Origin of the sequence: Streptomyces sp. NPDC052043 (assembly GCF_044548235.1) — a bacterium.
GTDB lineage: Bacteria > Actinomycetota > Actinomycetes > Streptomycetales > Streptomycetaceae > Streptomyces.
Map to the genome: position 1 here is coordinate 141,476 of NZ_JBIUBT010000001.1, position 14,807 is coordinate 156,282.

The 14,807-nt window shown below is 72.5% G+C and carries 10 protein-coding genes; 9 read left to right on the forward strand and 1 reads right to left on the reverse strand.

The features are described 5' to 3' along the window. The first annotated feature begins 290 nt into the window (after positions 1-290). The 8 genes from leuS to holA all read left to right on the forward strand — a co-directional run bounded on the left by leuS (position 291) and on the right by holA (position 11,934). Positions 291-3,173: a leucine--tRNA ligase gene (gene leuS / locus ACIHCX_RS00615; protein ID WP_400025231.1), complete on the forward strand. Its 2,883-nt coding sequence runs from the start codon at positions 291-293 to the stop codon at positions 3,171-3,173. A 119-nt stretch (positions 3,174-3,292) separates the two neighbouring features. Beyond that, positions 3,293-4,069 carry a hypothetical protein gene (locus ACIHCX_RS00620; RefSeq protein WP_400025233.1) on the forward strand — a complete coding sequence of 259 codons (777 nt, stop codon included), beginning with the start codon at positions 3,293-3,295 and terminating at the stop codon, positions 4,067-4,069. Positions 4,070-4,151: 82 nt separating this feature from the next. Next, entirely contained in the window at positions 4,152-4,997 is an 846-nt protein-coding gene (locus ACIHCX_RS00625; protein WP_400025234.1) for a DegV family protein, read from the forward strand. A 627-nt stretch (positions 4,998-5,624) separates the two neighbouring features. Next, a complete protein-coding gene (locus ACIHCX_RS00630) occupies positions 5,625-6,608 on the forward strand; it encodes a helix-hairpin-helix domain-containing protein (protein WP_400025235.1) in 984 nt (327 codons plus the stop codon). Between the two features lie 257 nt (positions 6,609-6,865). Continuing rightward, entirely contained in the window at positions 6,866-9,466 is a 2,601-nt protein-coding gene (locus ACIHCX_RS00635; RefSeq protein ID WP_400026552.1) for a ComEC/Rec2 family competence protein, read from the forward strand. Positions 9,467-9,672: 206 nt separating this feature from the next. Further along, positions 9,673-10,554 (forward strand): YceI family protein, encoded by an 882-nt coding sequence (locus tag ACIHCX_RS00640; RefSeq protein ID WP_400025236.1) that lies wholly within the window; start codon positions 9,673-9,675, stop codon positions 10,552-10,554. A 50-nt stretch (positions 10,555-10,604) separates the two neighbouring features. Then, a complete protein-coding gene (locus ACIHCX_RS00645; RefSeq protein WP_400025237.1) occupies positions 10,605-10,850 on the forward strand; it encodes a hypothetical protein in 246 nt (81 codons plus the stop codon). A 94-nt stretch (positions 10,851-10,944) separates the two neighbouring features. Continuing rightward, on the forward strand, positions 10,945-11,934 hold the full coding sequence (gene holA, locus ACIHCX_RS00650; protein ID WP_400025239.1) for a DNA polymerase III subunit delta: 990 nt from the start codon (positions 10,945-10,947) through the stop codon (positions 11,932-11,934). A 322-nt stretch (positions 11,935-12,256) separates the two neighbouring features. Here the strand turns inward: holA and rpsT are convergent, their stop codons facing one another. Next, positions 12,257-12,523, reverse strand: a complete 267-nt coding sequence (gene rpsT, locus ACIHCX_RS00655) for a 30S ribosomal protein S20 (RefSeq protein ID WP_400025241.1) — start codon at positions 12,521-12,523, stop codon at positions 12,257-12,259. A gap of 221 nt (positions 12,524-12,744) precedes the next feature. On the opposite strand from rpsT, the gene lepA reads away from it, so the two are divergent. Next, positions 12,745-14,613, forward strand: coding sequence for a translation elongation factor 4 (lepA, locus tag ACIHCX_RS00660; protein WP_400025242.1), 1,869 nt, complete (start codon positions 12,745-12,747; stop codon positions 14,611-14,613). Positions 14,614-14,807 lie beyond the last annotated feature (194 nt).

Sequence of the window (14,807 nt, forward strand, 5' to 3'; positions counted from 1 at the left end):
AACGATGTTCAGCTTTTCTGAACCTTCACCAACGGCCCCCCGGTCCTGCACGACTCGCCGGCGTCCGCGTCCCGCCCCGTGGACGCTCGTCGCCGCGCACTCGACGGCTGCGGTACCCTGACGCCATGCGTGCCGTACGCCTTCTGCTTAGCGAGCCGCGCTGATCAGTCCCGACCGCCGGGTCATTCGGGTGGTCGGCATCGGCGCGGCGTCCCCTCCTGTGCGAGGGGATTTTTCGTTTCTGGAAGTCGCAGCCGTAGGCAGAGACGATCGATGGAGCTTTGAGGATCATGAGCGAGACGAACCCCGCTGCCGCCGCCGTGTCGGTGGAGGCAGCGCCGCACCGCTACACGGCCGCCGTGGCGGCCGAGATCGAGGCACGCTGGCAGGACTTCTGGGACGCCGACGGCACCTACGCGGCGCCGAACCCCAAGGGTGACCTGGCGGGCGACCCCGAGCTGGTCGCCAAGCCCAAGAAGTTCATCATGGACATGTTCCCGTACCCCTCCGGCGCGGGCCTGCACGTCGGCCACCCGCTGGGGTACATCGCCACCGACGTGTACGCCCGCTTCCAGCGGATGACCGGCCACAACGTCCTGCACACCCTGGGCTTCGACGCCTTCGGCCTGCCCGCCGAGCAGTACGCCGTGCAGACCGGCACGCACCCGCGGGTGTCCACCGAGGCCAACATCGCCAACATGAAGTCCCAGCTGCGCCGGCTGGGCCTGGGCCACGACAAGCGCCGGTCGTTCGCCACGATCGACCCGGACTACTACAAGTGGACCCAGTGGATCTTCCTGCAGATCTTCAACTCCTGGTACGACGACGAGGCCGGGAAGGCCCGTCCGATCTCCCAGCTGATCGCCCAGTTCGAGTCCGGTGAGCGGGCCGTGCCTGGGCACACGCGCGCGTGGCCCGAGCTGAGCGCCGCCGAGCGCGCCGAGGTCCTGGGCGAGTTCCGCCTGGCGTACGCCTCCGACGCGCCCGTCAACTGGTGCCCCGGTCTCGGCACGGTGCTGGCCAACGAGGAGGTCACCGCCGACGGCCGGTCCGAGCGCGGCAACTTCCCGGTCTTCAAGGCCAAGCTGCGCCAGTGGAACATGCGCATCACCGCCTACGCCGACCGGCTGCTGGACGACCTGGAGGAGCTGGACTGGCCCGAGGCCATCAAGCTCCAGCAGCGCAACTGGATCGGCCGCTCCGAGGGCGCCCGCGTCGACTTCCCGATCGACGGCGAGCAGATCACGATCTTCACCACCCGCCAGGACACCCTGTTCGGCGCCACCTACATGGTGCTGGCGCCCGAGCACCCGCTGGTGGAGAAGTTCACCCCGGCCGCCTGGCCCCAGGGCACCCACGAGGTCTGGACCGGCGGCCATGCCACCCCGGCCGAGGCCGTCGCCGCCTACCGCGCCCAGGCCGCCTCGAAGTCGGACGTGGAGCGGCAGGCCGAGGCCAAGGACAAGACCGGTGTCTTCACCGGCGCGTTCGCCGTCAACCCGGTCAACGGCGAGAAGATCCCGGTCTTCATCGCCGACTACGTCCTGATGGGCTACGGCACCGGCGCGATCATGGCCGTCCCCGCCCACGACAGCCGCGACTTCGCCTTCGCGCGCGCCTTCGAACTGCCGATGCGCTGCGTCGTCGAGCCGGACGACGACCGCGGCACGGACCCCTCGACCTGGGACGACGCCTTCGCTTCCTACGACGCGAAGATCGTGAACTCCGCCGGTGACGACGTGAAGCTGGACGGCCTGGGCGTCGCCGACGCCAAGGCGCGCATCACCGAGTGGCTGGAGCGCCGGGGCATCGGCGAGGGCACCGTCAACTTCCGCCTGCGCGACTGGCTGTTCAGCCGCCAGCGCTACTGGGGCGAGCCCTTCCCGATCGTCTACGACGAGGACGGCGTGGCCCACGCGCTGCCCGAGTCGATGCTGCCGCTGGAGCTGCCCGAGGTCGAGGACTACTCGCCGCGCACCTTCGACCCGGACGACGCCGACACCCAGCCCGAGACGCCGCTGTCGCGCAACGAGGACTGGGTCAACGTCACCCTGGACCTGGGCGACGGGCCGAAGAAGTACCGCCGCGAGACCAACACCATGCCCAACTGGGCCGGTTCCTGCTGGTACGAGTTCCGCTACCTGGACCCGCACAACGACCGCCAGCTGGTCGACCCGGAGACCGAGCGCTACTGGATGGGCCCGCGCGAGGGCATGCCGCACGGCGGCGTCGACCTGTACGTCGGCGGCGCCGAGCACGCCGTGCTGCACCTGCTGTACGCACGCTTCTGGTCCAAGGTCCTGTACGACCTGGGGCACGTCTCCTCCGCGGAGCCGTTCCACAAGCTGTTCAACCAGGGCATGATCCAGGCCTACGTCTACCGGGACGCCCGCGGCATCGCGGTGCCGGCCGCCGAGGTGGAGGAGCGCGACGGCGCCTACTACTACCAGGGCGAGAAGGTCAGCCGCCTGCTGGGCAAGATGGGCAAGTCCCTGAAGAACGCGGTCACTCCGGACGAGATCTGCGCCGAGTACGGCGCCGACACGCTGCGCCTGTACGAGATGGCGATGGGCCCGCTGGACGTGTCCCGGCCGTGGGACACGCGCGCGGTGGTGGGCCAGTTCCGGCTGCTCCAGCGGCTGTGGCGCAACATCGTCGACGAGGCGACCGGCGAGGTGACCGTCGTCGACGCCGAGGACGCCGACGTCGAGACGCTGCGCGCCCTGCACAAGGCGATCGACGGCGTCCGCCAGGACCTGGAGGGCCTGCGCTTCAACACCGCCATCGCCAAGGTGACGGAGCTGAACAACCACCTGACCAAGACGGGCCGGCCCGTGCCGCGCTCGGTCGCCGCGTCGCTGGTGCTGATGGTCGCCCCGCTGGCCCCGCACATCGCCGAGGAGCTGTGGCACAAGCTGGGTCACACCGGCTCGGTCGTCCACCAGGACTTCCCCGTCGCCGACCCGGCGTACGTCGTCGACGAGACCGTGACCTGCGTCGTCCAGGTCAAGGGCAAGGTGAAGGCGCGCCTGGAGGTCTCCCCGGCCATCTCCGAGGAGGACCTGGAGAAGGCGGCGCTGGCCGACGAGAAGGTCGTCGCGGCGCTGGAGGGCGCGGGCATCCGCAAGGTGATCGTACGGGCGCCGAAGCTGGTGAACATCGTTCCGGCGTGAGTGCCTCGGGGTAGTCCCCTACGGGCAGGTTCGGGGTTCTTCCGGAACCCGGGACCTGCCCGTTGCGTTTACCGTGGAGGGGCGGCGCGACCGGTGCCGCGGGCCGGAGGAGGAGCGTCGTGGAAACAGTCGTCACCATCCTCGTCCTCCTCTTCGTGGTCTTCCTGGCGCTCGGCGCCTACGCCGCGGTGAAGGTGGTCGGGGCAGCCAAGCGCGGTGTGGACCGCACCATCACCCAGGCCCGCCGCACGGTCGAAGACCACACGCTGCGGGCCAAGTCCTTCACCCAGCCCGGCCCGGCGGGTGAACTGGCCCAGCTCCGGCTCACCCTGCGCACCTCGATGCGCGCCACCCAGGACGCCCTGCACGCGGGCGTGCGCGAGGACGAGTCCCTCAAGGAGTCCATCGCCCTGTTCGAGCGGCTCAGCACGCACGGGCGCGAACTGGACCACGACCTCAAGCGCCTGGAGGCCGAGCCGGACCGGGCGACGCTCCGCGAGCGGCTCCCGGCCCTGCGTGAACGCACCCGGCGCATCACGGAATCGGCCGACTCCCTGCGCTGGGCGGCCCGCGACCGCGCCCGCCGCTTCGCCGAGGACGACCTGGACACGCTGAGTGCCCAGATCGACGTGGAGGCCGGCGCGCTGCGCCACTGGACCAAGACCGAGCCGACGACCGAACCGACGACCGAGCCGATGGCCGGGACGACGACGGGGTCGACGGCTGGGACGTCGACCACACCACCGGCCGCCGCGGCGGACCCGCACCCGCAGGCCTGGCCCGGCGCCGCGCGGCAGGCCCCCGCCGAGGAGCCGGACCGGCCCGCCATCACCCCGTCGGGCCGTCGCCCCGCCTATCCCTGGCAGAAGAAGCCCCGCCCCGAGAGCACGACTTGAGCGCGGCCCGATCCGGCCACGCATGACCCGGTGAGAGGGGCTGGGCTGCCGTCGGGGCACTACGGCAGGTAACCTCCAGCTCATGTCCCGCCATGTCGCGATCATCACCGATTCAACGGCCTACCTGCCGCCGCGGACGATGGAGCGTCACGGCATCACCGCGGTTCCGCTGACCGTCGTCCTCGGCGACCAGGCTCTCGAAGAGGGCACCGAGATCTCGACGCGTTCCCTCGCCCAGGCGCTGCAGAAGCGGCGTCCCGTCACGACCTCGCGGCCCAGCCCCGAGCAGTTCGCCGAGACCTACCGCAGGGTCGCGGAGTCCGGCGCGAACGCCATCGTCTCCCTGCATCTGTCCGCGGAGCTCTCCGGCACGTACGACGCCGCGGTGCTCGCCGCTCGGGAGACGCCGGTGCCGGTACGGGTGGTGGACACCGGGATGGTGGCGATGGCGCTCGGCTTCTGCGCCCTGGCCGCGGCCGAGACCGCGGAGGCCGGCGGCACGGTGGACGAGGCGGTCGCCGCCGCCGAGAAGCGTGCCGAGGGAACCTCCGCCTTCTTCTACGTCGACACCCTCGACTATCTGCGCCGCGGCGGCCGCATCGGCGCGGCGCAGGCGCTGCTGGGTTCCGCGCTCGCCGTGAAACCGCTGCTCCAGTTGCAGGACGGCCGGATCGAGCTCCTGGAGAAGGTGCGCACCGCCTCGAAGGCGATCGCCCGTCTGGAGGAGATCGTGGCCGAGCGCGCGGGCGGCGCCGACGTCGATGTCGCCGTCCACCATCTCGCCGCTCCCGAACGGGCGTCAGCCCTCGCGGACCGGCTGCGCACACGGGTGCCAGGCCTGGCCGACCTGCACGTCAGCGAGGTCGGAGCGGTGATCGGCGCACACACCGGCCCCGGGCTGCTGGGGGTCGTGGTCTCGTCCCGGTGACCCGTAGGGGTGGGTGAGTTGTCCACAACCGGCCAGTAGTCCCCGGAAATTGAGCAAGATCATCGCGAGTATCCCGGTGTGCCGGATGCTCCTGGCATGGCACTTCGATCACGCTCACGTACCGCGGCGGCGACCAGCGGGCCGGGCCGCGCCCCCGATTCGGACGGCCGTACCCGCCACCGCCGCCCACCGTCCCGCCGGGGCGCTCACGCCTCGGCGGAGGATCTGCACCGACGCGCGCGGGCGCTGTTCGCCGAAGGAGGGGTCCGGGCCGAGGAGCCGGGCAGCACTTCCCCGGAAGCCCCACCCCAGCACAAGACCGGACCTGCCCCGTCGCCGCCGCCGAGCTCCCTCTGCCCCGGCCCGTCCTGGGCCACCGCGGCGCCGAACGGGACCGGTCGCCCACCGGACGGGGCACATGCGCCGCCGAGCCGTCGGCACCGGCCCGAGGCCGAGCCCGCCTGCCTGAACACCTTCAGCCCTTCCGCCGACCGGGTTTCTGCCGACTGTGCTTCCGTTGACCGGGTTTCCGCCGACCGGGTTTCCGTCGACTGGGCTTCCGCCGGCCGGGCTTCCGTGAGCGGGGCGAGCTCGGCTCCGGAGGCTGGTGCGGGGCCGGTTCCGGTGATGGGTGAGGGTGCGCGGGCCGGGGCCGGGGCCGGGGCCGGCTTCGGCCGCGTCGGCGCGAGTGAGCCCGGCCCGTCGGACGCGGGCCCACTCGCAGTGGGCGGCACTCGTCCGACCGGCGCGGCTGATGGGGGACTTGGCGTCGTCGAGGGAAGGACAGGCGCGGCCGGTGTCGCTGTGCGGGCCGCCGCCGTGGACACGGGCGGCGGCGTCGAGGCGGGGCTCGTGGATCCTGCCGGGGTGCCGGACTGGCGGGAGCGGGCCGGGGCGGCGGTGCGCGAGCGGATGCCGTTGTGGTTGCAGTCGCGGTGCGGCCTGGAGCGCCGGAACGTGGTGGCGCTCACGGTGCTGTTCGTCGTCGCCGCGCTCTTCGCCGTGCAGCACTTCTGGACCGGCCGTACGCAGACGGTCCAGGCGCCCGAGGCGGTGCGGGCCATGGCTCCCCACGAGGACGGGGGACAGGACAAGGCCACCGCGGCCGGGGCCCCGGTCACCGCGCGGGGTGCCCCGGCGTCTCCCGGCGCGGAGATCGTGGTGGACGTCAGCGGCAAGGTCCGGCGCCCCGGAATCCAGCGCCTGCCGGCCGGATCGCGGGTCGCCGACGCGCTCCAGGCGGCCGGCGGGGTGCGTTCCGGCACCAGTACCGACGGCCTGAACCGGGCCCGCTTCCTAGTGGACGGTGAACAGGTCGTCGTCGGTGGCCCGGCCCCGGCCCCCGCCGCCGCACCGGACGGGCCCGGGCCGGGCAGCCCCGTTGGTGCGGCCGGTACGGGTGCCGCGGGCACGCCCAGGGCCCCGGTCTCCCTCAACACGGCCAGCGCGGACCAGTTGCAGACCCTGCCCGGCGTCGGTCCCGTGCTGGCCGGGCGCATCGTCGACTACCGCACGCAGCACGGCGGCTTCCGCTCGGTGGACCAACTGCGTGAGGTCAGCGGCATCGGTACCCGCCGCTTCGCGGATCTCCGCGATCTGGTCAGCCCGTGAACCCCGCCACTGGCACCGACTCCGCCACCGGCACTGGCATCGGCGCCGCCACCGCCACTGGCACCGACTCCGCCACTGGCATCGGCGCTGCCACCGGCACTGGTACTGGCACCGGCGTCGCCACCGCCACCGGTACCGCCCCCACCACCGCCCCCGCCACGACCGCCATCCCCACCGGCGCCGAGCGAGGCCCCGCGTTACCCGGCCGCCCCGCCCCCGCCGGGGACCCGCCCACCTCGCCCCATGTCCGCCCGGCGGTGCACGCCGCCTCTGGCAAGCGGCTGGGAGCCGCCCACCCCCGGCAGGAAGGACCGGCAGACCTGCGGCTCGTCCCTCCCGCCCTCGCGGCCTGGGCGACGGCGGCGCTGGCGCTGGACGCCTCCACGGGCCGGGTGACCGGCTTCGTGATCGCCTGCCTCGCCGCTGCCGCGGTACTCCTGCTCGGCCGACGACGCGGAAGACGTGGAACATCCGCGGCGGGACAGCCGGCCACCGCTGCTGCCACCGCAGGGCGGACGTGGGCGCACGCCCCCTGGGCACGCACCTCCGTCGCCGCCGCGCTGCTCGGTGCCGCCGCGGCCGCCGTGTCCGCCGGGCTCCACGGGGCGGACGTCCGACGCGGTCCGGTGCCCGCCCTGGCACGGCAGTTCGCCACGGTGACCGCTGAGGTGGAGCTGACCTCCGACCCGCGCCTCACCCGCCCCCGGATCCGCGGCGACCACCAGACACCCGCCTGGGTACGGATGGACGCCGAGGTGGTGCGCGTCGACCGGCCCGGCTCGCGGGAGGCCGTGGTGACCCGGACTCCGGCACTGATCCTCGTCACCACGGCTGTGCAGCCGGCGGCCCGCGCCGAGGACCCGCCGTGGAGACCCGGACGCCCACCGGACGGGCACGACGAGCACCCGGTGGAAGGGACGCAGCGCTCGCCCTGGCTCGGGCTGCTGCCGTCCACGCGGCTGAGAGTGACCGCGCGGCTGGAGCCCCCGATGACGGGCGGCGACCGGATCGCGGCGGTCCTCCGGGTCCGGGACCGGGCGGCGCCCGAGGTGGTCGCGGAGCCGTCCGCGCCGCAGCGGCTGGCGGGCCGGCTGCGCGCCGGACTGCGGGCGGCGACCGACGGCCTGCCGCCGGACGCGCGGGCGCTGCTGCCGGGCCTGGTCGTCGGGGACACCTCGCGGATCACCCCCGAACTCGACGAGGCGTTCAAGGCGACGGACCTCACCCACCTCCTGGCCGTCTCCGGGAGCAACCTCACCATCCTGCTCGTCCTGCTCCTGGGGCCACCGGGCCTGGCCCAGCGGGTCGAGCGCCGCGGCCTGGCACCACGGCTCGGCCTCCCCCTGCGCGGCACCGCGCTGCTCGGGGCGGCGCTCACCCTGGGGTTCGTCGTCGTGTGCCGGCCCGACCCGAGCGTGCTGCGGGCCGCGGCCTGCGGAGCGGTGGCGCTGCTTGCCCTCGCGACCGGGCGCCGCAGAACGATGCTCCCGGCCCTGGCGACGGCCGTCCTGCTGCTGGTGCTCTACGACCCGTGGCTGTCGCGCAGTTACGGCTTCCTGCTGTCGGTGCTGGCCACCGGGGCCCTGCTCACCCTCGCACCCCGCTGGAGCGCGGCGCTGCGCCGGCGCCGGGTGCCCGCCCGGGCCGCCGAGGCACTGGCCGCGGCTGCCGCGGCGCAGGCGCTGTGCGCGCCGGTCGTCGTCGTGTTGTCGGCCCGGGTGAGCCTGGTGGCGGTGCCGTGCAACCTGCTCGCGGAGGCCGCCGTCGCGCCCGCCACCGTGCTGGGTTTCGCGGCGCTGGCGACGGCACCGCTGGCGATGCCCGCGGCGAAGGTGCTCGCCTGGTGCGCGAGTTGGCCGGCCGGGTGGATCGCCGACGTGGCCCGGACCGGGGCGGACCAGCCCGGCGGGGGAGTGGACTGGCCGGACAGCTGGACCGGGGCCCTGCTGCTGGCGCTCGTCACGGCGGCGGCCGTGATCGTGGGCCGGCGGTTGCTGAGGCACCCCTGGCTCTGCGGGCTCTGCGGCGCGCTGCTCCTGCTGGTGGTCGTGCAGCCGCCGCCGCTGACCCGGGTGATCACCGGCTGGCCGCCGCCCGGATGGCGGTTCGCGATGTGCGACGTGGGGCAGGGCGACGCGACGGTGCTCGCGGCGGGCCGCGGCGCCGGTGTGGTCGTGGACGCCGGACCCGACCCGGCACTGGTGGACCACTGCCTGCACAAGCTCGGCATCACCAGGGTCCCGCTGGTCCTGCTGACCCACTTCCACGCCGACCACGTGGCCGGCCTGCCGGGCGTGCTGCGCGGACGCGCGGTGGGCGCGATCGAGACGACCGGATACGAAGAACCCGCGCAGCAGGCCGAGTTCGTACGGAAGGAGGCATCCCGCCGCGGCATCCCGCTCACCCGGGCCGGCGCAGGGGAGCTGCGCGGCATCGGCGATCTGACCTGGCAGGTGCCGTGGCCGCCCCCGCCCCCCGCCCCCGAACCGGACGGGCCCAACGACGCCAGCGTCACGCTGCTCGTCCACTCCGGCGGACTGCGGCTGCTGCTCCTCGGCGACCTCGAACCCCCGGCCCAGCAGGCGCTGCTGGACTCCCCGGCGAGCGCGCGACTGGCGGGCGTGGACGTGCTCAAGGTCGCCCACCACGGCTCGGCCTACCAGAGCCCGGACCTGATACGCGTGGCGTCCCCGCGCCTGGCCCTGATCTCCTGCGGCGCGGACAACCCGTACGGCCACCCGGCTCCCCCCACCGTCGCGGCCCTGCGCGCGCTCGGCGCGATGGTGCTGCGCACGGACCGGGACGGCGCGCTCGCGGTGACGGGGGCGGGCGCGGGGGTGCGCGTGGCGCGGGGCTGAGTGCCTGGGTGTGCGCCGGTTGTGAGGGAGGTGGGGTGAAAATGTTCACTATCTGTCAATGAGGGGCCGGTTGATGCGCCTTGCGTGCAGTCCCACGGCATGTGCCGGATTCTCGCGATATGGCCTCGTGTTGCCTGGAATGCCCTGTTGGTGATCGAATACTTCTTCGGCAACACAGATGTCGAGGCATGCATGGGGTGGCGTAGATGTTCGGCCGCTGGCTGGGAAACCGGACGAACCGGATGCAACAGGCGAGTCCGCTCGCGGCGGTGCAGACCCCGCCCGACGCGGGTGTGCTGAGCTGCCGGGTGCTCGATCCGGTCAACGAACCGGTGGCGCACGCGGAGTTCACCGTCAGCGACACCATGGGGCGCGCGGTGGTCGGCGGCGGCACGGACCCCTACGGGTTGTTCCTGGCGACGGTGCCCGCGGGGGAGTACCGGCTCGCCATCTCCGCGGAGGGGTACACGCCGCACCGGGCGACCGTGTTCGTCGGCCAGAACTCGCTGGCCCCGTTGGGCGACGTGACCCTCCAGGTCGCCCAGCCGCCGGACCTGCCGGCGCCGGGCGACTGGGAGATAGAGGCGACGCACTCCTCGATCGCCTTCACCGCCCGGCACATCGGGCTGGCCCGGATCCACGGGCGGTTCAACTCCTTCGCCGGGGCGGTGCGGATCGCCGATCCCGTGGAGCGGTCCGCGATGCACGTGGTGATCGACGCGGCGTCCATCGACACGAACGTGCGGATGCGCGACGACCATCTGCGCTCGGCGGACTTCCTGGACGCGGCGAACTTCCCGACGCTCGAGTTCTACAGCGAGCGGTGCGTGCACAGGGGTGGCAGTCGGTGGGCCGTCACCGGCGCGCTGTCGCTGCACGGCGTGACACGTACGGTCACGCTCGACACGGAGTACCTCGGGCTCGGCAACGGCATAGAGGGCGAGGCGCGGGTGGCCTGCCGGGCCACCACCGAGCTGCACCGGGACGACTACACGGTGAGCTGGCAGACGATGCTGGCGCGGGGGATCGCCGTGGTCGGACCGACCATCCAGGTCGCCCTCGACGTGCAGCTCGTCCGCAAGGCCTGACGGTCGGCCGGGCGGCCGCCCGCCGCCGAGAGGTGCCGGACAATGGCTCCGTGAGCGATGTGAGACACGTGCTGGTGCTGCCCGACCGCGATGCCGCGGAGGAGGTGGCGCAGGCGCTCGCGGAGCGGTTCGCGGTCGACGAGGAGCCGCGGATCGTCCGTGACGCGCTGGCCGGTGAGGACGACGCCGAGGACGCGCAGTGGCTGGTCGTCCTCGGGGACGAGGAGGAGCGGCTCGATCCGGCGGAGCTGGACGCGTTCGCGGCGGAGTGGGAGGGCTGGCGCGAGGAGCCCTAGGCGTGCCGGACCCCTAGGCGCGCGGACCCCTTGGCGCGTGGACCCGCGCCATGCGCCGGGGGCGTTGTCGGTGGTCCGTGGGATGCTTGTCGCGATGGCCAGGAAGACTGCGAACGACGACCCTCTCGCCCCGGTGACGCTTGCCGTGGGGCAGGAGGACCTCCTGCTCGACCGTGCCGTGCGGGAGGTGGTGGCCGCCGCCAGGGCCGCCGACGCCGACACGGACGTACGGGACCTCACCCCGGACCAGTTGCAGCCCGGCACGCTCGCCGAGCTGACCAGTCCGTCGCTCTTCGCCGAGCGCAAGGTCGTGGTCGTACGCAACGCGCAGGATCTCTCGGCCGACACGGTCAAGGACGTCAAGGCGTATCTGGGGGCGCCCGCCGAGGAGATCACGCTGGTGCTGCTGCACGCGGGCGGCGCCAAGGGCAAGGGCCTGCTCGACGCCGCGCGCAAGGCCGGCGCGCGCGAGGTGGCCTGCCCGAAGATGACCAAGCCGGCCGACCGGCTCGCCTTCGTACGGGGCGAGTTCCGCGGACTCGGACGCTCGGCCGCACCGGAGGCGTGCCAGGCGCTCGTCGACGCGATCGGCAGCGATCTGCGGGAGCTGGCGTCGGCGGCGGCGCAGTTGGCCGCCGACGTCGAGGGAACGATCGACGAGGCCGTCGTCGGCCGCTACTACACCGGGCGGGCCGAGGCCTCCAGCTTCACGGTCGCCGACCGGGCCGTCGAGGGGCGGGCGGCGGAGGCGCTGGAGGCGCTGCGGTGGTCGCTGGCCACCGGCGTGGCACCGGTGATGATCACCAGCGCCCTCGCCCAGGGGGTGCGGGCGATCGGGAAGCTGTCGTCCGCGCGCGGCGGCCGTCCGGCCGACCTGGCCCGGGAACTGGGCATGCCGCCCTGGAAGATCGACCGTGTCCGGCAGCAGATGCGCGGCTGGACCCCGGACGGCGTGGCCGTCGCCCTCCGCGCGGTGGCCGAGGCCGACGCGGGCGTCAAGGGCGGCGGCGACGACCCCGAGTACGCCCTGGAGAAGGCAGTCGTCACCATCGCCCGGGTGGCCCGCTCCAGAGGACGCGGCTAGGACCGGCCAGGACCTGCTGCGAAAGTCCCGCCCACGAGATTCCCACCCACCCCGCGACACCCCGGCTTCTGTGCCCGGCACGCCTCCGCGCCCTTCGCGGCCCCGCACGCCTCCGCGACACGCCGAAGACCCCGTCGCTCTCGCTGGGGAAAGGGAGCGCGGCGGGGTCTTCGGTTCACGCCGGTCGGATCCGCGCCCGCGTGGCGAACGCAGGCCGCGCGCGGATCCGGGGTGCCGGTCGGGGGCGGATGAGAGAGGGCCCGCCCTCAGTCCTTCCGGCCAAGTCGGATCCCTGGGGATCCGTTCAGATCAAGAAAGGGGTTCAGCCCTTGAGGGCGACGACCTTGGAGGCCAGCGCCGACTTCTTGTTGGCGGCCGCGTTCTTGTGGATGACGCCCTTCGAGACGGCCTTGTCGAGCTGACGCGCGGCAGCGCGCTGGAGCTCGGTGGCCTTCTGGACGTCACCCGCGGCAGCGGCCTCGCGGGCCTTGCGGATCGCGGTCTTCAGAGAGGACTTGACGGCCTTGTTGCGCAGCCGGGCCTTCTCGTTGGTCTTGTTCCGCTTGATCTGGGACTTGATGTTCGCCACGAATGAGCCTTTTCAGGTTCTGGCACGGGGCCGCACGGGACCCGCACCGGTGATTTCTTGAGGTTGTGCCTCGTGCGTAGAGGGCATGAGACACAGTCGCCCAGGCTACCAGCGGCCCGCTGGGCGGCCCAAACCGGTCGCCGGTCCCCACCCGTGGGACCATGGAAGCTACGTATCGTTCCGACCCGAGGCACAAGGCGCCTCAAGAAACAGGACCCTGCGTGCCCGCGACCCCTGACAACGTGCCCGAGCCGAGCCGTACCGCCCCGGCTCTGATCCGCAACTTCTGCATCATCGCGCACATCGACCACGGCAAGTCCACGCTCGCCGACCGGATGCTCCAGCTGACCGGGGTGGTCGAGCAGCGGCAGATGCGCGCTCAGTACCTCGACCGCATGGACATCGAGCGCGAGCGCGGCATCACGATCAAGTCCCAGGCGGTGCGCCTGCCGTGGGCTCCCACCCACGACCCCGGCAACACGCACATCCTCAACATGATCGACACCCCGGGGCACGTCGACTTCACCTACGAGGTCTCGCGGTCGCTCGCCGCCTGCGAGGGGACCGTCCTGCTCGTCGACGCGGCCCAGGGCATCGAGGCCCAGACCCTCGCCAACCTCTACCTGGCGATGGAGAACGACCTCACGATCATCCCGGTCCTCAACAAGATCGACCTGCCGGCCGCGCAGCCGGAGAAGTTCGCCGAGGAGCTGGCCAACCTCGTCGGCTGCGACCCCGAGGACGTGCTGAAGGTCTCTGCCAAGACCGGCCTCGGCGTCGAGGCGCTGCTCGACCGGGTGGTCAAGGAGATCCCGGCCCCGGTCGGCGTCGCCGACGCGCCCGCCCGGGCGATGATCTTCGACTCGGTCTACGACTCCTACCGCGGTGTCGTGACCTACGTCCGTGTCATCGACGGCCAGCTCAACAAGCGCGAGCGGATCCGGATGATGTCCACCGGCGCCACCCACGAGCTGCTGGAGATCGGCACCAACTCCCCGGAGATGCTGCCGGCCGACGGCATCGGCGTCGGTGAGGTGGGCTACCTGATCACCGGTGTGAAGGACGTCCGCCAGTCCAAGGTCGGTGACACCGTCACCAGCCAGCACAAGGGCGCCGAGGAGGCGCTCGGCGGCTACAAGGACCCCAAGCCGATGGTCTTCTCCGGCCTGTATCCGCTGGACGGCTCCGACTACCCCGAGCTGCGCGAGGCGCTGGACAAGCTCCAGCTCAACGACGCCGCCCTGGTCTACGAGCCGGAGACCTCCGCCGCCCTCGGCTTCGGTTTCCGCGTCGGCTTCCTCGGCCTGCTCCACCTGGACGTGATCCGTGAGCGTCTCGAGCGCGAGTTCGGTCTCGACCTGATCGCCACCGCCCCCAACGTGGTCTACCGCGTGCTGATGGAGGACGGCATCGAGCACACGGTCACCAACCCCAGCGAGTTCCCCGAGGGGAAGATCGACGAGGTGTACGAGCCGGTCGTGCGGGCCACGATCCTCGCGCCCACCGAGTTCATCGGTTCGATCATGGAGCTGTGTCAGACCCGCCGCGGCACCCTCCTCGGCATGGACTACCTCTCCGAGGACCGGGTGGAGATCCGCTACACCCTCCCGCTCGCCGAGATCGTCTTCGACTTCTTCGACCAGCTGAAGTCCAAGACCCGCGGCTACGCCTCCCTCGACTACGAGCCCACCGGTGAGCAGAGCAGCTCCCTGGTCAAGGTCGACATCCTGCTGCACGGCGACAAGGTGGACGCCTTCTCGGCGATCACCCACAAGGACCAGGCGTACGCGTACGGGGTGCGGCTCGTGGCCAAGCTCAGGGAGCTCATCCCGCGGCAGAGCTTCGAGGTGCCCGTCCAGGCCGCCATCGGCTCCCGGGTGATCGCCCGCGAGACCATCCGCGCCATCCGCAAGGACGTCCTCGCCAAGTGCTACGGCGGTGACATCTCCCGTAAGCGGAAGCTGCTCGAGAAGCAGAAGGAGGGCAAGAAGCGCATGAAGATGGTGGGTTCCGTGGAGGTCCCGCAGGAGGCCTTCATCGCGGTGCTCTCCAGCGACGACGGCGCGGGGTCGGCCAAGGGCAAGAAGTGACCGCCTGGTAGCTCCGGGTGTGCGGCCGCCCACCCGGCGAAGTGGGTGAAAAAGGGGCCCGTCGTGCGAAAGCGCGGCGGGCCCTCGCGCATCCGCGCGGTAGCTCTGTGTGGTGGCTCTCCGGGGGAATGCCGGGCGCGGCCCCTTACGCGGTGGCCGGTCGCGCCTTAGTCTGATCGTGCTCGTTAGTTACT